Here is a 19,663-nt window from a genome sequence, read left to right on the forward strand (position 1 = left end):
TGGGCTCGGCTCTACAAGGAGGCGTCATGCAGTTCAGGACCGGCACCATGGATGATGTGGCCAGGCTGTGGGCCCTGCGCACGCGCTGTGTGCGCGAGACCTGCAGCAGCCATTACCCTCCCGAGGTCATCGCGCCCTGGTCTGCCTCGCCGCCACCGTCGCAGTACGCGCGGCTGTTGTCGCAGGGGGGCTGCGTGGTGGCCGAGGACGGGCAGGGTGTCCTGCTCGGGTTCGGCGTGTTTGATACCGATGCCAACGAGGTTGATGCGTTGTTCGTCGATCCGGATCGCGGCGGCAAGGGCATCGGCCAGGCGCTGATGCAGCGCCTGCTGGCGATGGCCGATCGTGATCGTGAGGTAGTGCTGTCGGCCTCGCTCAATGCCGTGCCGTTCTATCAACGGCACGGGTTCATCAGCGTGCGCGAGGAGACCTATCCGCATCCCAGTGGCGTGGCGCTGGCCTCGGTGAGCATGCGCCGGCCGTGGTGATGTAGCGTCGAGCTTGCTCGACTGCTGTTGATTCAAGCCAAGTGTGGCTCGGCTCTACAGCGCGAAGCAGTCGAGCAAGCTCGACTCTACCGGGCCGGTCCTACCGCGCTGCCAGCCACCCGATCACGCCTTCCGCAGCACGCAGGCCACTGGCGTAGCACGCGGTCAGCAGGTAGCCACCTGTCGGTGCCTCCCAGTCCAGCATCTCGCCGGCACAGAACACGCCGGGCACTGCCCGCAGCATCAGGCCATCGTCCAGCGCATCCAGGCGCACGCCACCGGCGGTGCTGATCACCTCGGCCATCGGCCGGGGGCGCAGCAGGCGCAGGGGCAGGCGCTTGAGCGTAGCTGCCACGGCAGGCAGGTCGTTGCCCGCTTCCTTGCCCAGCATCTCGAACACCAGTGCGGCTTTCACTGCATCCAGGCCGGCCTGGCGGCGCAGGTGCTCGCCGAAACTGCGACCCTTGCGCGGGCGTGACAGGTCGGCCAGCAGGCGTGCTTCATCGCGGCCCGGCACCAGGTCCAGCCACAGCATCGCGTGGCCATCGCGGTTGATGGTCTCGCGCAGGTCTGCGGCCAATGCGTAGATCAGGCTGCCTTCGATGCCGTACTCGCTGGCCACGCACTCGCCCTGCAGCGACTGCGGTTGTCCCGCCAGGTCCAGCCAGTGCGCGACCACCGGCTTCAACGGTGCGCCGGCATTGCGCTCGGCGAAGAACGGCGTCCAGTCCACGTCGAAACCGCAGTTGGCCGACTGCAGCGGTGCGATGTCCACGCCACGTGCCTGCAGTGGCGAGACCCAGGCGCCGTCGCTGCCCAGCTGCGGCCAGCTGCCGCCGCCCATGGCCAGCACGGTAGCATCGGCATGCACTTCAACGGCGCCGTCTTCGGTTTCAAATCGCAGGGCGCCGTCGTCGCTCCATCCGATCCAGCGGTGGTTGGCGTGCAGGCGCACACCCTGTTCTTTCAGGCGGCGCACCCAGCCGCGCAGCAGTGGGGCTGCCTTGCGGTCGACCGGGAACACGCGGCCGGAGCTGCCCACATAGGTCTCCACGCCAAAGCCGGCAGCCCAGTCGCGCAGCGCCTGCGCGTCGAAGCCGTCCAGCCAGCGTCCCACGGTAGAGGCCTGCTCGCGGTAGCGGCTGTCGAACAGCGGCCGCGGATCGGAATGGGTGAGGTTGAGCCCGCCCTTGCCGGCGATCAGGAACTTGCGGCCGGGCGAACCCTTGGCCTCGTACAGGTCCACGTCCATCCCAGCGGCGCGCAGGCGCTCGGCGGCAAACAGGCCGGCCGGGCCGCCGCCGATGACGGCGACCCGTGGAGGCGTTGCGGTATTACGGTTTGACATCGAGCAGCTCGACATCGAACACCAGCGACGAGCCGGCCGGGATCGGGCCAACCCGGCGGTCGCCGTAGCCGTAGTCCGGCGGGATCATCAGCGTGCGCTTGCCGCCGACCTTCATGCCGGCCACGCCCTCATCCCAGCCGCGGATGACCTGGCCGGCGCCGAGCGCAAAGGTGAACGGTTCGCCACGGCTGACCGAGCTGTCGAAGGTCTTGCCGTGCTTGGTTTCGGTGCGGTTGTCGTAGATCCAGCCGGTGTAGTGCACGGTGACCTTGTTGCCGGCAACGGCTTCGGCGCCGGTACCCGGGACGGTATCGATGCGCTCGAAGGTGGTCAGGGTGCCACCCGGCGGTGGGCCGGACGGTTCGGTCGAGCAGCCAACGGCGGCGAGGGACAGCAGCAGGGGAAGCAGCAGGCGGCGCATCGGGCGTCTCCGGAAGGGCGCAGGGCGAGGGCGGCAAGGGTAGCGCATCGGCGCCGGGTATCATGGGGGGCATGGCAAAACTCCTGCTCAATCTGCGCAATGTCGGCGACGACGAATACGCCGATGTCTGCACGCTGCTCGACCAGCACGGCATCGCCTGGTATCGCACCGAACCCAGCCCCTGGGGCATTTCCAACGGCGGCCTGTGGCTGCGCGAGGACGCCGATCATCCGCGTGCGAAGGCGCTGATGGCCGAGTACCAGGCCGAACGCGGGCCGCGCATCCGTGCCGAGCGCGAGCAGGCGTTGCGCGAGGGGACGGCGGAGACCTTCGGCAGCCTGTTCCGGCGCCGGCCGGTGTATGTGGTGCTGGTGCTGCTGGCGATGGCCGGTGCGGCGGCGCTGGTGCTGCTGCCGTTCGTGCTGTTGCGGGGATAAGGGGTTTCGGCCGGGTTGCACCCGGCACCCGCCGATGCTAGGGCAACTGCAACAGCAACAGCAACAGCAGGCAATCCGTGGTGGGCAGGGCGGTGCGGGCAGGCGGGACACGCCGTAAACCCGTCCATGGGGGCTCGATGGCGCCATCCATGGCGCCAACGGTCCCGCCTGCCCACACCGCCACGCCTCTGACAGATTCCGGGTGCCTGCCGGGGTCGGATCCCTCTGCTGCGCAGAGGGCTCTGACCCCTGAATCTGTCCGTGCGGGCGGGAGGCGCTAAAATGGCGGGATGATCGCCAATACCGCTGCCTACCATTTCGCCGTCATCGACGCCCCCCAGGCCCTGTGCGACCAGTTGCTGGCGCGTGCCGAGGCGGCGCAGCTGCGCGGTACGATCCTGGTGGCGGGCGAGGGGCTGAACCTGTTCCTGGCGGGTGGGCCGGAGGCGGTCGAAAGTTTCTATGCGGCGCTGCATGCCGATGCGCGCTTTGCCGATATGCGGGTCAAGACCAGCCTGAGCGAGCATCAGCCGTTCGCGCGGCTGAAGGCCAAGGTGAAGGACGAGATCATCAGCTTCCGCCGTGATGACGGCCAGCCGCTGGAGTATCCGCGTGCACCGGCGGTCGATCCGGCTACCGTGCAGCGCTGGTTGCGGCAGGGGCATGATGACGCCGGCAAGCCGGTGGTGATGCTTGATACGCGCAACCAGCAGGAAGTGGAGTACGGCACCTTCAAGGATGCGCTGGTGCTGCCCATCCACAAGTTCACCGACCTGCCCGAGGCGCTGGCGCCGCACCGCGAGGCGCTGAAGGAAAGCACCGTGGTCAGTTTCTGCACCGGCGGCATCCGCTGCGAGAAGGCCGCGCTGTGGATGGTCAACGACGGCATGGACAACGTGCTGCAGCTCGACGGCGGCATCCTCGGCTACTTCGAGGAGGTGGGCGGCGAAGGTTACGAAGGCCGCTGCTTCGTGTTCGACGAGCGCGTGGCGCTGGATGCCGAACTGAAGCCGATGGTCGACCAGCCGCTGCCGGAGCCGCGCCCCAGCGCGTTCTAAGCCGGGACGTCGATTCCCCGGTAGAGCCGGCCGCTGGCCGGCTGCCAGGGCAGGTTGCCTGCCGGCCAGCGGCCGGCACTACCGGATCAGCGCGGTCAGCCCTGAACCCGTCCCACGGGAATCAGCATCCCGCCACCGTCACTGGCCGCCGCGCCCGACCGACCCCATGCATGGGGGATCCTGTGACGGAAAACTGCTGATGATCCCGTTGTCGATCCTTGACCTGGCCCCGGTCTGCGAGGGCAGTGACACCACCGCTGCCTTCGCCAACATGCTGGAACTGGCCCAGCACGCCGATGCGCTGGGCTACCGCCGCTACTGGCTGGCCGAACACCACAACATGCCTGGCATCGCCAGCGCGGCCACCGCCGTGCTGATCGGTCACGTGGCGGGTGGCACAAAGCGCATCCGCGTCGGTGCCGGCGGCATCATGCTGCCCAACCATGCGCCGCTGCAGGTGGCCGAGCAGTTCGGCACGCTCGCCTCGCTGTATCCGGACCGCATCGACCTCGGCCTGGGCCGTGCGCCGGGCACCGATCAGCCGACCGCGCGTGCACTGCGCCGCTATTTCGACAGCGCCGACCAGTTCCCGCAGGACGTGCGCGAGCTGCTGCATTACTTCGAACCGGTACAGCCCGGGCAGGCGGTGCAGGCGGTTCCGGGTGGTGGCCTGCGGGTGCCGACCTGGATCCTCGGTTCCAGCCTGTTCGGTGCGCGCATGGCCGCGTCGATGGGCCTGCCATACGCGTTCGCCTCGCACTTCGCACCGGACGTGATGGACGAAGCGCTGGCGGTGTACCGCCGCGAATTCCGCCCCTCGGCCACGCTGAAGCAGCCGCACGCGATGCTGGCCCTGAACGTCGTTGCCAGCGACAGCGAAGCCGAATCGCGGCGCCTGTTCACCAGCCAGCAGCAGAGTTTCGTGAACCTGCGTCGTGGCCGACCGGGCAAGATTCCGGCACCCATCGACGACATCGAGTCCTTCTGGGAGCCGCACGAAAAAGTGGGCGTGGAGCGGGCACTGGCCTGCACCGTGCTGGGAGATCCGCAGCAGGTGGCGGAAGGCATCGCCGCGTTTGTCGAGCGCCACAAGCCGGACGAGCTGATGCTCACCGCCAACCTGTATGACCACCGTGCGCGCCTGCGCTCGTTCGAACTGGCGATGCAGGCCTGGCACGCCCGCCACGCGGGCTGAACAATTGCGTCACGGCCCATTGCGGCCGAACCGCGTCTGATGGGGGCTCATATCGAAGGAGCCCCCACATGGCCGACACCCGCGCCGAACACATTGCCCAGCTGGCAGAACTGATCAAGGACGTGGAGGTGGCGATGTTCACCACCACCGGCGTCGACGGCCGCCTCTACAGCCGGCCGCTGGCCACCCAGCAGGTCACCTTCGACGGTGATCTGTGGTTCGTCATCACTGCCGACAGCCCGAAGGTGGCCGAGATTGCGCTCGACCCGCGCGTCAACGTGGCCTATGCCTCGCCATCGAAGAACACCTATGTGTCGGTGGCCGGGCGCGCGCGCGTGGTTGATGATCGCGCGAAGATCGAGGAACTGTGGTCGCCAGCGATGAAGCTGTTCTTCCCGGGCGGCAAGGACGACCCGAACCTGCGCCTGATCCAGGTGCGCGCCGACTCGGCCGAGTACTGGGATGGACCGGGCACGCTGCTGGGCACAGCGCTGAGTTTCGTGCTGTCAGCCGTGCAGGACGAACCGGCGGCGTTGGCCGACAACGGATTCATCGACCTTCGATGATGGCCGATGTCCGGTATTGGTAGTGCCGGCCGCTGGCCGGCAAACCTGGAAACGTGGCAGCCGGCCAGCGGCCGGCTCTACCGGATTCCGGCTCAGAACCAGCGCTGGAACAGCTCCACCGTGTAGCCCACCAGCTGCCCCGAACTGAAACCGAAGAACGCGATCGCCGCCAGCGCCGCGATCCAGTTGAACAGCATCAGCGCGCCATCGCGTTCCAGCAGTGCCAGCGAGAACAGCAGCAGCTGGAAGCCGAACAGGAAGTTGGTGAACGGAATCGGCAACGACAGCAGCAGGCCCAGCAACACCAGCAGCAGGCCGCTGAAGGCATGCGCCGGCAGCGGTGTCAGCAGCTGCGGCAGGCGCGGTTTCAGCATCTTGTCCAACCGCCGCAGCGGGCGGTCGATGCGGTCCAGGAAGCGGTGCATGGTGCCGCGCTTGGGCCCGCGGCGGGCGATGAAGCCGGGCAGCCACGGCCGGCGCAGGCAGAACAGCATCTGCAGGCCGATCAGGATCACCAGCGGGCCGCTGACCGCGCCGCCCATGCCCGGGATCGGGATGAACGATGGCAGGATCGCCACGAACAGGAACACGCCGAACGCGCTCTGCTGCAGGTTGCACAGGATCTGGCCGAGCGGCATGTGCTCGGCCGGGTCGCCGGAGGCGAACATCTCCAGCAGGGTGCGGATGCCCTCGTTACGGTAGGCCGGGCGCTCAACGCCCGGACCCTGGCCGGCCTCAGGCGGTGAGCTCATCGGCCTGCTCGTCGGACAGCGTGCGCAGCAGCAGCTTGTCCACCCGCGCACCATCCAGGTCGACCACCTCGAAGCGCCAGCCGGCCCAGTCGAAGTACTCGCCCGCGTGCGGGATGCGGCCGAAGTAGTGGATGCACATGCCGGCCAGCGTGTAGTAATCGCCATCCTCGGCATCGGGCAGATCGTTGCTGCCGATCAGCTCGCGCAGGTCCTCGATCGGCAGCGAGCCGTCCACCAGCAGCGAACCGTCTTCGCGGGTCACCACCAACGCATCTTCATCGGCGTTCTCCACCGCCTGCAGGCGGCCGACCACCGCGCCCATCAGGTCGCTGATGGTCACCAGGCCCTGGATCTCGCCGTACTCGTCCACCACCAGCGCCATCGACTGCTGTTCCTCGCGGAAGATCTCCAGCAGCTTCATCGCGTGGGTCGATTCGGAGACGTACAGCGGTTCGCGCAGGGTCTGGAACAGCGCGTTGTCGCCACGCGCCATGCGTGTGGCCAGCGATTTCAGTTCCAGCACGCCGACCACGTCCATGTCATTGTCGCGCAGCACCGGGTAGCGCGAGAACTCGTGCTCGGCCATGATTTCCAGGTTGCGCTCCAACCCAGCCTGGGTATCCAGCCAGGCGATGCGGTTGCGCGGGGTCATCAGGCTGTCGGCGGTGCGGTCGCCCAGGCGCATGACGCGGTTCATCATGTCGCGCTCGTGGGCGTCGATCACACCGGCCTCGTGGCTCTCGGCCACCAGCATGCGGATCTCTTCTTCAGTCACCGAGGCGACTTCATCCTTGCCCAGGCCGAACAGGCGCAGCACCAGCTGGGTGGTCTTGGACAGCAGCCAGACGAAGGGCAGGGCCAGCTTGGCCAGCCAGCTCATCGGCATCGCCACCAGGCCGGCAATGGCCTCCGAGCGGGTCAGTGCCAGGCGCTTGGGCACCAGTTCGCCGAAGATCAGCGTGATGAAGGTGATCAGGCTGACCGCCAGCGTGGTACCGACGTTGCCGGCGTAGGCAAAGCCCGGCATCAGGCCCTGGATCCAGCCGGCGAAGGCTTCACCCAGTGCTTCACCACCGAGGTAGCCGGTCAGCACGCCGATCACGGTGATGCCGATCTGCACAGTGGACAGGAAGCTCTCCGGCTTCTCCGACAGCTCCAGCGCCTTGGCGGCACGCTTGGAGGTGGCGGCCATCTGCTTCAGGCGGCTCTTGCGCGAGGTCATGACCGACATCTCGGACATGGCGAAGAAGCCGTTCAGCAGAACAAGCGCGAAGACAATCAGGATCATTTCAAACACGGGCGTCGTCCCCGGTTGGTGGCAGGGAGGGCGGGTGCTTGCGATGGCGGCTGGCGCTCAGGAACAGGGTCCGGCGCGGCGCAGGGGGGTAAGAGTCGTCGTCCATAAGGTGCGCCCGAAGGCGCGCTGGCATCTTAGCAAAGGGGCGTGGCAGGGTGGCAACCGCCTGTTCAGGTTGGGGCTTCCAGAGCCCCGGAAGGGGGCAGGGATACCCGTGATGGTCATCTAGCCGTCATAATTCCGTCTGGTGCCGTCCTTCCCGCGACGGCTGACAGGTTTCTCAATGTTCTCTCTGCAGACCATTTTCGGTTCCGGCAAACAGTTCTACACCCTGCTCGATGAGGCTGCCGTCGCGGCTTCCGACGCCGCCAAGGCGCTGCATTCCATGCTGCGCGAGGCCGACCGCCAGCCCGCGCTGGACGCCTTCAAGCTGGCCCGCCTGCGCGAACGCGCGGCCTCGGACAAGATCAGCCAGGCGCTGGTGGACAGCTTCATGACCCCGATCGAGCGCGAAGACATCGAAGCGCTGGGCTCGGCGCTGTACAAGATTCCGAAGCAGATCGAGAAGTTCGCCGATCGCTATTCGCTGGCCACGACCCACCTGGAGCACATCGACTTCGCGCCGCGCGCGGCGATGCTGGAACAGGCTGCCGGCGTGGTGGTGGAGATGGTGGCCGACCTGCGCCACATGAACCTGGACCGGATGACCGCTCTCAACGAGAAGCTGCGTTCGCTGGAGAACGAGGCCGACCGCCTGATGCTCGAGCTGTACCGCGACATCTACTCGGGCCGCCTGGACAACCTGCAGATGTTCCTGCTGAAGGAATTCTTCGAGATCCTGGAAAAGGCCATCGACCGCTGCCGCGAGGCCGGCGTGGTGGCGTACCAGATCGTGTTGAAGAACAGCTGACGGACGCCGCCGCATGTTGACCCTTGTCCTGGTGGTGATCCTGGCCGCGCTCGTCTTCGAGTTCATCAACGGCTTCCACGACACCGCCAACTCCATTGCCACCGTGGTGGCGACCAAGGTGCTCTCGCCCGGCTGGGCGGTGATGCTGGCCGCCTTCATGAACCTCATCGGTGCACTGACCGGTACCGCGGTGGCGCTGACCATCGCTTCGGGCCTGCTCAACACCAACGTGGTCGACGTCACCCCGCAGGTGATCCTGTGCGCCCTGCTGGGCGGCATCATCTGGAACCTGATCACCTGGTGGAAGGGCCTGCCGTCCTCGTCCTCGCACGCCCTGATCGGTGGCCTCTGCGGCGCCGGCCTGGCCGCTGCCCACAACAACTGGGACGCGCTGATCTGGTCCGAGCGCCTGGGCAGCTGGGCGCAGAACAAGGGCCTGCTGTGGAAGGTGTTCGTGCCGATGATCACCTCGCCGATCGCCGGCTTCCTGCTCGGCATCGTGGTGATGGTGCTGCTGTGGGGCCTGATCGCCGGGCTGGCCAAGATCGGTGGTGCCATCGGTCGCCTGGCCCGCCCGCGCATCGTCAACGCCTTCTTCGGCAAGGCGCAGATCGCCTCGGCGGCCTACATGGGCTTCGCCCACGGCCACAACGACGCGCAGAAGACCATGGGCATCATCGCCATGACACTGATCGGTGCCGAGGCCACCGGTGCGCTGGATGACCTGCCGTCGTGGCTGGCCTTCATGCACCCGGACGCCAGCGCCGGTGACGGCATCGCGATGTGGATCGTGCTGACCTGTGCGGTGGTGATGGCGGCCGGTACCGCCTCGGGCGGCTGGAAGATCATCAAGACCCTGGGTCACAAGATGGTCAAGCTGCACCCGATCCACGGCTTCGCCGCGGAGACCAGCTCGGCCACCATCCTGACCCTGGCCGCCCACTTCGGCATGCCGGTCTCGACCACGCACAGCATCTCCACCGCGATCATGGGCGTCGGCTTCGCCAAGAACCCGCGCTCGCTGAAGTTCGGCGTGATCGAACGCATTGTCTGGGCCTGGATCCTGACCATCCCGGCCGCAGGTGGTTGTGCGTACCTGATCCTGAAGCTGTTCGAACTGTTCGGCTGGACCTGATCGCCGCGCCAAGGTGCACACGAAAAAGCCCGCCGGATACCGGCGGGCTTTTTTCATGGGCAGAGAATTCTTCCGGACACATCGTGTCGACCAAGGTCGACACCTACCAGAGCAGAAACAGGGATCCGCCCTCGTGCCGACCAACGGTCGGCATCCACCAACAGCGCACGGAAACTGTCGAAGGCGGGGTGGGATGGGCAGGCGGGGGCGCAGAGCGCCATGGATGGCGCTCTACGAGGCACGCAGGAGCAGTTTTTGCCGTCCCCCGCCTGCCTATCCCACCCCGCCAACCCACGGAAACCCTGCTTTTGCCGTTGCCGTTGCCGTTGCCGTTGATCCGGCGGGTGCCGGGCCGCAGGCCCGGCCACCACCACCACCCTCAGTTGCGCTGGAACAACGCCTGCACATCCCTGCGGAACGCCGCCTGGCTGTCCGCCCGGCTGTAGAACATGTGCCCGCCCGGATAACTGCGCACCTGCACCCGGTCCGGATTGCTGCCCATCGCCGGCATCTGGTCCACCGTCAGGATCGAGCCCATGAACGGGCACGACAGATCATTCCAGCCATGCACGATCAGCACCTGCAGATGCGGATCGATCGCCACCGCCTGCCGCAGCTGGGTCACCGCGCCCTGGCGCAGCTCGCCGTTGCGGTCCCACAGCCGGTTCACCTCGTAGTTCAGCGCCTGGTAGCGTGCATCCACCTTCCAGCCAACCACCCGCGTCACGAAGTCGACCATCGCGGTGGTGGTTGGTGCAATGATGCTGTCCAGCAGCGGATCGTTGGCGCGCTGTTCCGGATCATTCGGGAACGGGTCGAATGCGGTTACGTTGGAGTCGTAGCGGCTGCCCAGCGTGCCCTTGTCGCGGAACACCTCACGCAGATAGGCCTGCGTCTCCAGTCGGCCACCGGCGCGGCGCACGAACTGCGGGTCCAGCCCGGTCAGCTCGGTCACTCGGCGCAGCATCGCCTCGGTCGCCTGCGGATCGCTGCGGCCCTTCATCAGCGCAGTGGCGTAGTCGCCGCGGGTGTATTCCACCACGTCGCGCATCGCCGCATCGGTCAGTTTGCCCTGGCGCTCCAGGTGCGCTGCAGCGATCGACGGCAGCGTCTGCATCCACGCCATCGGCGAGACATCGGCGTTGTCTTCCAGGGTCGGGCTCAGGTAGGGCGACACCAGCACCAGGCCGTTCATCGCCACGCCCAGGCGGGTCTGCAGGAAGTGGGTGATGCGCGGGCCGCGGTAGCCGCCGTAGCTCTCGCCGGTCAGGTACTTGCGTGCACCCATGCGCTGGTTGCGCAGCAGCCAGTCGTAGATCGAGCGCGACAGGTATTCGATGTCGGCGCTGGGGTTGTACAGCTGCTTCTTCGCCTCGTCATCGCCGATGCGCGCACGGCTGAAGCCAGTGCCGACCGGGTCGATGAACACCAGGTCGGTGAAGTCCAGCCAGGTGCCGGGGTTGTCGTGCAGGGTGGCCGGCGCCGATGCGCTGTCACCCTCCGAACCAAAGGTGACCACCTTGGGCCCGATCGCGCCCATGTTGAGGTAGACCGAAGATGCACCCGGGCCGCCATTGAGCGCGAAGGTCACCGGCCGGTCCTTGCCCGGCATCGTGTAGGCGGTGAACACCACGTCGGCGATCACCTTGCCCTTGGCATCGCGTACCGGCAGGGTGCCGACGGTGGCGGTGTAGTCCAGGGTGCGGCCGGCCAGGCGCATGCTCTGGCGGGCCGACGCATCGGCGGGCAGCGCGGGCGCTTCGGTCTTGTCGTCTTTCGGATCGGGCTTGGCCTCGGCGTCGGGCGCGGCCAGCACGCTGGCTGGGGCGATGAGCAGGCCGACGCAGAGCGCGGCAGTGTGCAGCAGGGACTTCATGGCACCGGATCGGCAGCGGAAGGGGGTTCCGATGCTAGGCCGGTGGAGGGCATGTCGTATGTGTCCAAAGGCATGGCCGCGCGTCGAGGCCGCCACTGGCCAGATTGGGTCAAGCGGGCAGGGGTGTACGCACGTCGTCGTCAGCCAGCAGGCCGTATACCGCCGAATCGGACAGTTCGCCCTGGATGCGCCAGCGCTGCCGCAGCACGCCCTCCAGGTGGAAGCCCAGCCGTTCAAGCACGTGTGCCGAGGGCCGGTTGCGCGGGTCGACTTCGGCTTCCACGCGATGCAGGCGCAGAGTCTGGAACAGGTAGTCCAGCAGATGCTGCAGCGCTTCGTGCATGTAGCCCTGGCCTTGCCTGTCGGGGGCCAGCAGGTAGCCGATCTCGGCACGAGCGGCATCGCGATCCAGGGCGAACACCACGCAGATGCCCAGCAACGGGCCATCCAGCGTTTCGCGCACGGCCAGCTTGAGCTGGGTGCCGGTGGCCTGTGCCGCCAGGTCATCGTCGATCTGCGCGCGCGCTTCGGCCGGTCGTGTCCACGCCGGGTGGTTCCAGAACCGCATCACGTCCGGATCGGACTGGATCGCGAACAGGGCGGCCGCATCGTCGCGGCGGATCGGGCTCAGGACCAGGCGCGCGCTGTGCAGCGGCAGGCCCGGGAACAGCAGCGAGTGGCTGGCCAATACGATGGTCCACACAGATGGACGCGCATTATGGCGCCGCCGGGTTTGCCGATGGGGGCGTAATGCCAAGGGCACATGAACCGGCATTACCGGGCGATGGGGCCAGAGCCGTTTCCCTGCAGGAAACGGATCCGGCCCCGCGTCGGGTCAGACTTCCAGCGAAGCCAGATCGCCCTTGCTCTCCAGCCAGCCCTTGCGGTCGGAGGCGCGCTTCTTGGCCAGCAGCATGTCCATCAGCGAACGGGTCTGCTCGCCGTCGTCCACGGTCAGCTGCACCAGGCGACGGGTGTCGGGGTGGATGGTGGATTCACGCAGCTGTGGCGGATTCATCTCGCCCAGGCCCTTGAAGCGGGTGACGTTGATCGCGCCCTTGATCTTCTCGCGTTCGATCTTGTCCAGCATCGAGCGCTTCTCTTCTTCGTCCAGGGCATAGAACACCTGCTTGCCCACATCGATGCGGAACAGCGGTGGCATCGCCACGAACACGTGGCCGGCATCGACCAGCGCCGGGAAGTGCTTGAGGAACAGCGCGGTGAGCAGGGTGGCAATGTGCAGGCCGTCCGAGTCCGCGTCGGCCAGGATGATGACCTTGCCGTAGCGCAGGCCAGCAATGTCGTCCTTGCCGGGGTCGCAGCCGATGGCCACGGCCAGGTTGTGCACTTCTTCCGACGCCAGCACGCTGTTGGAGGACACTTCCCAGGTGTTGAGGATCTTGCCGCGCAGCGGCAGGATCGCCTGGAAGTCCTTGTCACGCGCCTGCTTGGCGCTGCCGCCTGCCGAGTCACCCTCCACCAGGAACAGCTCGGTGCGCGACAGGTCCTGGCTGATGCAGTCGGCCAGCTTGCCGGGCAGGGCCGGGCCCTGGGTGACTTTCTTGCGGACGACCAGCTTTTCGGTCTTCAGGCGCGCGCTGGCGCGCTCGATGGCGATCTGCGCGATCTTCTCGCCCAGCTCCACGTTCTGGTTCAGCAGCAGGCTGAACGCATCGTGGGCGGCGCCTTCGATGAAGCCGGCGGCCTGGCGCGAGGACAGGCGTTCCTTGGTCTGGCCGCTGAACTGCGGGTCGGTCATCTTCAGCGACAGCACGAACGACACGCGGTCCCACACGTCTTCCGGGGCCAGCTTGACGCCACGCGGCAGCAGGTTGCGGAAGTCGCAGAACTCGCGCAGCGCCTCGGTCAGGCCGGTGCGCAGGCCGTTGACGTGGGTGCCGTGCTGGGCAGTGGGGATCAGGTTGACGTAGCTTTCCTGCACCAGTTCGCCTTCCGGCAGCCAGGCCACGGCCCAGTCCACGATCTCGGTGTCTTTCCTCAGGTTGCCGACGAACAGTTCGGCCGGCAGCATCTCGCGATCGCCCAGCTCCAGCTTCAGGTAATCGCGCAGGCCGTCTTCGTAGTACCAGGTATCGACTTCACCGGTGGCCTCGTCGGTCAGCTTCACGGTCAGGCCCGGGCAGAGCACGGCCTTGGCGCGCAGCAGGTGCTTGAGCGCGCGCACAGCGAACTTGGGCGTGTCGAAGTACTTCGGGTCCGGCCAGAAGCGCACGCGGGTACCGGTGTTCTTCTTGCCGACGCTGCCAACCACTTCCAGCGGGGTGGCGCGGTCGCCGTTGCGGAAAGTGATGCGGTGCTCGGCACCTTCGCGCTTGATGTGCACCTCGACCAGGGTCGACAGCGCATTGACCACGCTGACGCCGACGCCGTGCAGGCCGCCGGAGAAGGTGTAGTTGTTGTTGCTGAACTTGCCGCCGGCATGCAGGCGGGTGAGGATCAGCTCGACGCCCGGGATCTTCTCTTCCGGGTGGATGTCCACCGGCATGCCGCGGCCGTCATCGCTGACCTCCACGCTGCCGTCCTTGTACAGGGTGATCTCGATCGAGCGGGCGTGGCCAGCGAGGGCCTCGTCCACCGAGTTGTCGATCACTTCCTGCGCCAGGTGGTTCGGGCGCGCGGTGTCGGTATACATGCCGGGACGGCGCTTGACCGGGTCAAGGCCGGACAGGACTTCAATATCGGCGGCGTTATAACGGGCGTTCATCTGTCTTCGAAAGCTTGGAGCGACGGGCAAGTGTGGGGTCTGGCACGGGATTTTGCACGCCTGCGGTTCAGTCTCGGCGACGCAGAGGGGGTAAAATGGCAGCTGCTGGAATCTGAACACCGGCGACCCCCGTTGGGTCGAAACATCCAAGCCATACCGCGAGGAGGACCTCATGAAGAAGTTGCTGACCATTGCGATCCTGGCCGCTGCCGCCGTTGCAGTGCCGCTGGTGGTGGCGCAGAACGCCGGCCAGCCGGCCCCGCAGCAGGGTGACCAGGCCGACAAGGCGCAGGCCGAGGCCGATGCCAAGGCCAAGCGTCGGGCCCAGGCCAATGCCGAAATGAAGGCGCAGGGCCAGCCGGCCCCGCAGCAGGAAGAGGAAGAGGAAGCGCGCAAGAAGCGCTGATCCCGCCCCCTGCCAGGCGCCCTTGCGACAAGGGTTGCGCTCCGGAACGCCCCGCTTTGCGGGGCGTTTCTTTTTAGTGGCGTGCCATCTGCCTCTTGGGTTGGCGGCCATCAATCTGTAAACTATGGCTTTCCGGGAGTAAGTGCGTGTCCACCATTTGCGAATGGGCTGGAGCGGCCAAGCGTGGCTTCCAGCATGGCGGGTCGCAGGTGACGGTCGATTTGACCGGCACGGTCGCCCCGACCTCGCACGGTGGTCCCCGTCCGGCGCCTGCCGTCGCACGGATCCGCACCTCCCTCGCTGCCACAGCGAACCGGAAAACCCCCTCTGAGCACCATGCCTGCCCTCCGGGCGCGCGTGGTGCTGCCGTTTTCCATTTCCAGACAGGATGCTTGCAGCCATGACTCCCTTGATTTTCGTAACCGGCGGCGTGGTGTCCTCGCTCGGCAAAGGCATTGCCGCCGCGTCGCTGGCCGCCATTCTCGAAGCCCGTGGCCTGAAGGTCACGATGATGAAGCTCGACCCGTACATCAACGTCGACCCGGGCACCATGAGTCCGTTCCAGCACGGTGAGGTCTACGTCACCGACGACGGCGCCGAGACCGACCTCGACCTGGGCCACTACGAGCGCTTCGTGCGCACCCGCCTGAGCCGCAAGAACTCGGTCACCACCGGTCGTATCTACGAGAACGTGATCCGCAAGGAACGCCGCGGCGACTACCTGGGCGCGACCGTGCAGGTCATTCCGCACATCACCGACGAGATCCGCCGCTGCATCGACGAGGCCACCGAAGGCTACGACGTGGCGCTGGTCGAGATCGGCGGTACCGTCGGCGACATCGAGTCGCTGCCGTTCCTGGAAGCGATCCGCCAGGTGCGCACCGAGCGTGGTCCGGAGAAGGCGCTGTTCATGCACCTCACCCTGGTGCCGTACATCGGCGCCGCCGGTGAGCTGAAGACCAAGCCGACCCAGCACTCGGTGAAGGAACTGCGCTCGATCGGCATCCAGCCGGACGTGCTGCTGTGCCGTTCGGAACAGGCTGTGCCGGATTCGGAGCGCCGCAAGATCGCCCAGTTCACCAACGTTTCCGAGCGCGCGGTGATCAGCGTGCCGGACGTGGACGTCCTGTACCGCATTCCGTCGGGCCTGCATGCGCAGGGCCTGGACGAGATCGTCGTCAACCAGCTGAAGCTGGCCGACAAGGTCGGTCCGGTCGATCTGTCGATGTGGGAAGACGCGGTCGATGCGACCCTGCATCCGCTGGACGAAGTGACCATCGCCGTGGTCGGCAAGTACGTCGATCACCAGGATGCCTACAAGTCGGTCGGCGAAGCGCTCAAGCACGGCGGCCTGCGCCAGCGCACCAAGGTCAACCTGAAGTGGCTGGAAGCACAGGACCTGGAAGGCACCGACATGGCCGCACTGGCCGATGTCGACGGCATCCTGGTGCCGGGCGGCTTCGGTGACCGTGGTTTCGAAGGCAAGGTGCTGACCTCGAAGTTCGCCCGCGAGCAGCACGTGCCGTACTTCGGCATCTGCTACGGCATGCAGGCGGCCGTCGTCGATTACGCCCGCAACGTGGTCGGCCTGGAAGGTGCCAACAGCACCGAGAACGACCGCCAGTCGCCGAACCCGGTGATCGGCCTGATCACCGAATGGCGCACGGCAACCGGCGACGTCGAAAAGCGTGATGACAAGAGCGACCTCGGTGGCACCATGCGCCTGGGCCTGCAGGAACAGCGCCTGAAGCCGGGCACGCTGGCCCGTGAGCTGTACGGCAAGGACGTGGTTGCCGAGCGCCACCGCCACCGCTACGAGTTCAACAACCGCTACCGCACCCAGCTGGAAGATGCGGGCCTGGTGATCGCCGGCAAGTCGATGGACGACACCCTGGTGGAAGTGGTGGAGCTGCCGCGCGATGCGCACCCGTGGTTCCTGGCCTGCCAGGCGCACCCGGAATTCCTGTCCACGCCGCGTGACGGCCACCCGCTGTTCATCGGTTTCATCCGTGCCGCACGCGAGCGCAAGGCTGGCGGCAAGCTGCTGCAGGAAGCCCGCGCCTGACTTGTGATGGGGGTCGCCGGCCCCCATCTTGCACGCTTCAACCCCCAGCGCACCGGCCCGGCCGGTGCCGCGGACAACAAGGAAACGCCATGAAACTGTGTGGATTCGAGGTCGGGCTGGACCAGCCCCTGTTCCTGATCGCCGGCCCCTGCGTGATCGAGTCGATGCAGCTGCAGCTCGATACCGCCGGCAAGTTGAAGGAAGTCACCGACAAGCTCGGCGTCAACTTCATCTTCAAGTCCAGCTTCGACAAGGCCAACCGCACTTCGGGCACCGCATTCCGCGGCCCGGGCATGGAAGAGGGCCTGAAGGTCCTGGCCGAGGTCAAGAAGCAGATCGGCGTGCCGGTGCTGACCGATGTCCACGAATACACTCCGATGGACGAAGTGGCCTCGGTGGTGGACGTGCTGCAGACCCCGGCGTTCCTGGTCCGCCAGACCGACTTCATCCGCAAGGTGTGCTCGGCCGGCAAGCCGGTCAACATCAAGAAGGGCCAGTTCCTGGCACCGTGGGACATGAAGCCGGTCGTGGAGAAGGCCAAGGCCACCGGCAATGAGCAGATCATGGTCTGCGAACGCGGTGCCAGCTTCGGCTACAACAACCTGGTCAGCGACATGCGTTCGCTGGCGGTGATGCGCGATACCGGTTGCCCGGTGGTGTTCGACGCCACCCATTCGGTGCAGCTGCCGGGTGGGCAGGGCACCAGTTCCGGTGGCCAGCGTGAGCACGTGCCGGTGCTGGCCCGTGCCGCCGTGGCGGTGGGCATCTCCGGCCTGTTCGCCGAGACCCATCCGGACCCGTCCAAGGCGCTGTCCGATGGCCCCAATGCGTGGCCGCTGGACCAGATGGAAGCGCTGCTCGAGACCCTGATGGAACTCGATGCGGTGACCAAGAAGCACGGCTTCTCGCGCTTCGCGTGAGTCGTGACCCGCGGGGGGCGCTGGAAGCCCAGCGTCACCGCCGGCACTGGAAACGGTGGCCCTGGGGCCTGATCGCACTGGGTCTGGCCGTGCTGTTCACCGTGGGCATGTTCGGGCTGGTACTGATCGGCGCTGCGTCGGTGCGGCCCCCCGGTGATGGCAGCAGTGCGCTCGATCTGCGGGCGTACTTCATTGCGCTGCTGGTGGCGGAGCTGCTCGGTGCGGTGGGATGCGTCGCTGCCGCTGTGCTGGCTTGGCGGCTGAATCGCGGCAAGGTCACGGCTGGCCTGGCGATCATCCTGCTCTCGCTGTGGCTGGGCGCCCTGTTCTACGGATTGCTTTGATGAATACGACCACATCGGCGCGTGGCTGGCCCTGGGGCCTGATCGCCCTGGGGCTGTCCGTGTTGACCTGGATCGCCCTGGTGGTGGGCGTGCTGGCCTTCACGTCCGGTTTCCGGCCGCCGGGGGATGGAAACAACGGCGTGCAGGCCACGCAGTGGTGGCTGCTGGGCGCGCTGGTCACGATGGTGCTGTCCTTCCTGGGCAGCCCGGTGGCGATGGTGCTGGCCTGGCGACGGCGGCGTGGCCCCATCCTGGCAGCGATTGCCGGTGCATTGCTGGTGATGCTGGTGTCGATGATCCTGATCGTGATCGGGTCCAGTTGGGGCTGAAGCCGCCCACGCCATTTGGCAAGTGGCGGGCAGCCGGGGATAATCACGCGGCATTCGTTTTGTCGCCCCCTCTCCATACAGGTAACCGGCCCGACCATGAGTACGATCCGCAGCATCCACGCCCGTGAAATCCTCGACAGCCGTGGTAACCCCACGCTGGAAGCCGAAGTCATCCTGGAGGACGGTTCGTTCGGTCGTGCCGCGGTTCCCTCCGGCGCCTCGACCGGCACCAAGGAAGCGGTCGAGCTGCGTGACGGCGACAAGACCCGTTACCTGGGCAAGGGCGTGCGCAAGGCTGTCGACAACGTCAACACCACCATCGCCAATGCGCTGAAGGGCTTCGAAGCCACCGACCAGGCCGGCCTCGACCGTCGCCTGATCGACCTCGACGGCACCGAGAACAAAGGCCGCCTGGGTGCCAACGCGCTGCTGGGTGTTTCGATGGCCGCCGCGCACGCCGCCGCTGCATCGAACAAGCAGGCGCTGTGGCAGTACCTTGCCGCCAAGACCGGCGTGACCCCGTCGCTGCCGGTGCCGATGATGAACATCATCAACGGCGGCGCGCACGCCGACAACAACGTCGACTTCCAGGAGTTCATGGTGCTGCCGGTCGGCTTCACTTCGTTCTCCGAAGCGCTGCGCGCGGGCACCGAAATCTTCCATTCGCTGAAGTCGGTGCTGAAGGGCCACGGCCTGAGCACGGCGGTCGGCGACGAAGGCGGCTTCGCACCGGACTTCCGCAGCAACGTCGAAGCACTCGACACCATCCTCGAAGCGATCGGCAAGGCTGGCTACACCGCCGGTGAAGACGTGCTGCTGGGCCTGGACGTGGCCTCCAGCGAATTCTTCGAAAACGGCAAGTACAACCTGGTCGGCGAGAACAAGCGCCTGACCTCCGAGCAGTTCGTCGACTTCCTCGCCGACTGGGCCGCGCAGTACCCGATCATCACGATTGAAGATGGCCTGGCCGAGAACGACTGGGCCGGCTGGAAGCTGCTGACCGACCGCATCGGCAAGAAGGTGCAGCTGGTGGGCGACGACCTGTTCGTGACCAACCCGAAGATCTTCCAGGAAGGCATCGACTCTGGCACCGCCAACGCGATCCTGATCAAGGTCAACCAGATCGGCACGCTCAGCGAAACCCTGGAAGCGATCGCGATGGCCGACCGCGCCGGCTATGCCGCCGTCGTCTCGCACCGTTCGGGCGAAACCGAAGACACCACCATTGCCGATATCTCGGTGGCCACCACCGCCACCCAGATCAAGACCGGCTCGCTGTGCCGCAGCGATCGCGTGGCCAAGTACAACCAGCTGCTGCGCATCGAGGAAGCCCTCGGCGCCGGCGCGCGTTACGCCGGTCGTGACGCGTTCGTTTCGCTGAAGCGCTGAGC

At 66.6% G+C, this 19,663-nt stretch carries 20 protein-coding genes; 13 read left to right on the plus strand and 7 right to left on the minus strand.

Annotation, left to right across the window (positions count from 1 at the left end):
* The first annotated feature begins 26 nt into the window (after positions 1-26).
* A complete protein-coding gene (locus ACSYAO_RS07460) occupies positions 27-488 on the plus strand; it encodes a GNAT family N-acetyltransferase (RefSeq protein ID WP_049399957.1) in 462 nt (153 codons plus the stop codon).
* A 100-nt stretch (positions 489-588) separates the two neighbouring features.
* On the opposite strand, the gene ACSYAO_RS07465 is transcribed toward ACSYAO_RS07460, so the two are convergent.
* The gene (locus tag ACSYAO_RS07465; RefSeq protein ID WP_049461934.1) at positions 589-1,836 is read right to left on the minus strand and encodes a TIGR03862 family flavoprotein; all 1,248 of its coding nucleotides are present in this window, start codon (positions 1,834-1,836) and stop codon (positions 589-591) included.
* A complete protein-coding gene (locus ACSYAO_RS07470) occupies positions 1,823-2,257 on the minus strand; it encodes an FKBP-type peptidyl-prolyl cis-trans isomerase (RefSeq protein ID WP_049421508.1) in 435 nt (144 codons plus the stop codon). The genes ACSYAO_RS07465 and ACSYAO_RS07470 overlap by 14 nt, the downstream gene beginning before the upstream one ends.
* A gap of 71 nt (positions 2,258-2,328) precedes the next feature.
* Here ACSYAO_RS07470 and ACSYAO_RS07475 point away from each other — a divergent pair, with 71 nt between their 5' ends.
* The 4 genes from ACSYAO_RS07475 to ACSYAO_RS07490 all read left to right on the plus strand — a co-directional run bounded on the left by ACSYAO_RS07475 (position 2,329) and on the right by ACSYAO_RS07490 (position 5,513).
* Positions 2,329-2,694, plus strand: coding sequence for a DUF6164 family protein (locus ACSYAO_RS07475; RefSeq protein WP_032128940.1), 366 nt, complete (start codon positions 2,329-2,331; stop codon positions 2,692-2,694).
* Positions 2,695-2,984: 290 nt separating this feature from the next.
* On the plus strand, positions 2,985-3,752 hold the full coding sequence (locus ACSYAO_RS07480) for a sulfurtransferase (protein ID WP_049462709.1): 768 nt from the start codon (positions 2,985-2,987) through the stop codon (positions 3,750-3,752).
* 199 nt (positions 3,753-3,951) lie between these two features.
* A complete protein-coding gene (locus ACSYAO_RS07485) occupies positions 3,952-4,947 on the plus strand; it encodes an LLM class flavin-dependent oxidoreductase (RefSeq protein ID WP_049400370.1) in 996 nt (331 codons plus the stop codon).
* A 68-nt stretch (positions 4,948-5,015) separates the two neighbouring features.
* Positions 5,016-5,513 carry a pyridoxamine 5'-phosphate oxidase family protein gene (locus ACSYAO_RS07490; RefSeq protein WP_049400371.1) on the plus strand — a complete coding sequence of 166 codons (498 nt, stop codon included), beginning with the start codon at positions 5,016-5,018 and terminating at the stop codon, positions 5,511-5,513.
* 92 nt (positions 5,514-5,605) lie between these two features.
* Here ACSYAO_RS07490 and ACSYAO_RS07495 read toward each other — a convergent pair whose 3' ends face one another.
* A complete protein-coding gene (locus tag ACSYAO_RS07495; protein WP_032128944.1) occupies positions 5,606-6,265 on the minus strand; it encodes an exopolysaccharide biosynthesis protein in 660 nt (219 codons plus the stop codon).
* A complete protein-coding gene (locus tag ACSYAO_RS07500; protein WP_049462710.1) occupies positions 6,249-7,553 on the minus strand; it encodes a hemolysin family protein in 1,305 nt (434 codons plus the stop codon). Before ACSYAO_RS07500 ends, ACSYAO_RS07495 begins: the two co-directional genes overlap by 17 nt.
* A gap of 292 nt (positions 7,554-7,845) precedes the next feature.
* Between ACSYAO_RS07500 and ACSYAO_RS07505 the strand changes: the two genes are divergently transcribed.
* Together ACSYAO_RS07505 and ACSYAO_RS07510 are read left to right on the plus strand one after the other, a co-directional pair.
* Entirely contained in the window at positions 7,846-8,472 is a 627-nt protein-coding gene (locus tag ACSYAO_RS07505) for a DUF47 domain-containing protein (RefSeq protein WP_004152833.1), read from the plus strand.
* A gap of 13 nt (positions 8,473-8,485) precedes the next feature.
* A complete protein-coding gene (locus tag ACSYAO_RS07510) occupies positions 8,486-9,607 on the plus strand; it encodes an inorganic phosphate transporter (protein ID WP_032128946.1) in 1,122 nt (373 codons plus the stop codon).
* A 379-nt stretch (positions 9,608-9,986) separates the two neighbouring features.
* Here ACSYAO_RS07510 and ACSYAO_RS07515 read toward each other — a convergent pair whose 3' ends face one another.
* The 3 genes from ACSYAO_RS07515 to parE form a co-directional block, all read right to left on the minus strand.
* The gene (locus tag ACSYAO_RS07515) at positions 9,987-11,483 is read right to left on the minus strand and encodes a S10 family peptidase (RefSeq protein WP_049462711.1); all 1,497 of its coding nucleotides are present in this window, start codon (positions 11,481-11,483) and stop codon (positions 9,987-9,989) included.
* 109 nt (positions 11,484-11,592) lie between these two features.
* Positions 11,593-12,171: a GNAT family N-acetyltransferase gene (locus ACSYAO_RS07520; protein ID WP_049421510.1), complete on the minus strand. Its 579-nt coding sequence runs from the start codon at positions 12,169-12,171 to the stop codon at positions 11,593-11,595.
* Between the two features lie 147 nt (positions 12,172-12,318).
* Positions 12,319-14,208, minus strand: coding sequence for a DNA topoisomerase IV subunit B (parE, locus tag ACSYAO_RS07525; protein ID WP_197655749.1), 1,890 nt, complete (start codon positions 14,206-14,208; stop codon positions 12,319-12,321).
* Positions 14,209-14,380: 172 nt separating this feature from the next.
* Between parE and ACSYAO_RS07530 the strand changes: the two genes are divergently transcribed.
* From ACSYAO_RS07530 to eno, 6 genes are all read left to right on the plus strand, one after another.
* Positions 14,381-14,614, plus strand: a complete 234-nt coding sequence (locus ACSYAO_RS07530) for a hypothetical protein (protein ID WP_005416022.1) — start codon at positions 14,381-14,383, stop codon at positions 14,612-14,614.
* A gap of 400 nt (positions 14,615-15,014) precedes the next feature.
* Complete coding sequence (locus ACSYAO_RS07535; protein ID WP_032130113.1) at positions 15,015-16,679, plus strand: CTP synthase; 1,665 nt, start codon at positions 15,015-15,017, stop codon at positions 16,677-16,679.
* An 89-nt stretch (positions 16,680-16,768) separates the two neighbouring features.
* Positions 16,769-17,599, plus strand: coding sequence for a 3-deoxy-8-phosphooctulonate synthase (gene kdsA, locus ACSYAO_RS07540; protein ID WP_014036736.1), 831 nt, complete (start codon positions 16,769-16,771; stop codon positions 17,597-17,599).
* A complete protein-coding gene (locus tag ACSYAO_RS07545; protein WP_049462712.1) occupies positions 17,596-17,943 on the plus strand; it encodes a hypothetical protein in 348 nt (115 codons plus the stop codon). Before kdsA ends, ACSYAO_RS07545 begins: the two co-directional genes overlap by 4 nt.
* Positions 17,943-18,272: a hypothetical protein gene (locus ACSYAO_RS07550; protein ID WP_049400376.1), complete on the plus strand. Its 330-nt coding sequence runs from the start codon at positions 17,943-17,945 to the stop codon at positions 18,270-18,272. Before ACSYAO_RS07545 ends, ACSYAO_RS07550 begins: the two co-directional genes overlap by 1 nt.
* Before the next feature lie 96 nt (positions 18,273-18,368).
* Entirely contained in the window at positions 18,369-19,661 is a 1,293-nt protein-coding gene (gene eno, locus ACSYAO_RS07555; protein WP_032130116.1) for a phosphopyruvate hydratase, read from the plus strand.
* The last annotated feature ends 2 nt before the right edge of the window (positions 19,662-19,663 follow it).

The organism is Stenotrophomonas sp. STK16_22, from assembly GCF_051984505.1.
GTDB classification, from domain to species: domain Bacteria; phylum Pseudomonadota; class Gammaproteobacteria; order Xanthomonadales; family Xanthomonadaceae; genus Stenotrophomonas; species Stenotrophomonas maltophilia_A.

Excerpts from the sequence above, each read along its gene's own strand:
- ACSYAO_RS07490 (WP_049400371.1), top strand. The coding sequence starts at position 5,016 with ATGGCCGACACCCGCGCCGAACACATTGCCCAGCTGGCAGAACTGATC.
- ACSYAO_RS07480 (WP_049462709.1), top strand. The coding sequence starts at position 2,985 with ATGATCGCCAATACCGCTGCCTACCATTTCGCCGTCATCGACGCCCCC.
- ACSYAO_RS07510 (WP_032128946.1), top strand. The coding sequence starts at position 8,486 with ATGTTGACCCTTGTCCTGGTGGTGATCCTGGCCGCGCTCGTCTTCGAG.
- ACSYAO_RS07495 (WP_032128944.1), bottom strand. The coding sequence starts at position 6,265 with ATGAGCTCACCGCCTGAGGCCGGCCAGGGTCCGGGCGTTGAGCGCCCG.
- ACSYAO_RS07460 (WP_049399957.1), top strand. The coding sequence starts at position 27 with ATGCAGTTCAGGACCGGCACCATGGATGATGTGGCCAGGCTGTGGGCC.
- ACSYAO_RS07535 (WP_032130113.1), top strand. The coding sequence starts at position 15,015 with ATGACTCCCTTGATTTTCGTAACCGGCGGCGTGGTGTCCTCGCTCGGC.
- ACSYAO_RS07475 (WP_032128940.1), top strand. The coding sequence starts at position 2,329 with ATGGCAAAACTCCTGCTCAATCTGCGCAATGTCGGCGACGACGAATAC.
- ACSYAO_RS07465 (WP_049461934.1), bottom strand. The coding sequence starts at position 1,836 with ATGTCAAACCGTAATACCGCAACGCCTCCACGGGTCGCCGTCATCGGC.
- kdsA (WP_014036736.1), top strand. The coding sequence starts at position 16,769 with ATGAAACTGTGTGGATTCGAGGTCGGGCTGGACCAGCCCCTGTTCCTG.
- ACSYAO_RS07550 (WP_049400376.1), top strand. The coding sequence starts at position 17,943 with ATGAATACGACCACATCGGCGCGTGGCTGGCCCTGGGGCCTGATCGCC.
- ACSYAO_RS07515 (WP_049462711.1), bottom strand. The coding sequence starts at position 11,483 with ATGAAGTCCCTGCTGCACACTGCCGCGCTCTGCGTCGGCCTGCTCATC.
- eno (WP_032130116.1), top strand. The coding sequence starts at position 18,369 with ATGAGTACGATCCGCAGCATCCACGCCCGTGAAATCCTCGACAGCCGT.
- ACSYAO_RS07530 (WP_005416022.1), top strand. The coding sequence starts at position 14,381 with ATGAAGAAGTTGCTGACCATTGCGATCCTGGCCGCTGCCGCCGTTGCA.
- ACSYAO_RS07485 (WP_049400370.1), top strand. The coding sequence starts at position 3,952 with ATGATCCCGTTGTCGATCCTTGACCTGGCCCCGGTCTGCGAGGGCAGT.
- parE (WP_197655749.1), bottom strand. The coding sequence starts at position 14,208 with ATGAACGCCCGTTATAACGCCGCCGATATTGAAGTCCTGTCCGGCCTT.
- ACSYAO_RS07505 (WP_004152833.1), top strand. The coding sequence starts at position 7,846 with ATGTTCTCTCTGCAGACCATTTTCGGTTCCGGCAAACAGTTCTACACC.
- ACSYAO_RS07500 (WP_049462710.1), bottom strand. The coding sequence starts at position 7,553 with ATGATCCTGATTGTCTTCGCGCTTGTTCTGCTGAACGGCTTCTTCGCC.
- ACSYAO_RS07470 (WP_049421508.1), bottom strand. The coding sequence starts at position 2,257 with ATGCGCCGCCTGCTGCTTCCCCTGCTGCTGTCCCTCGCCGCCGTTGGC.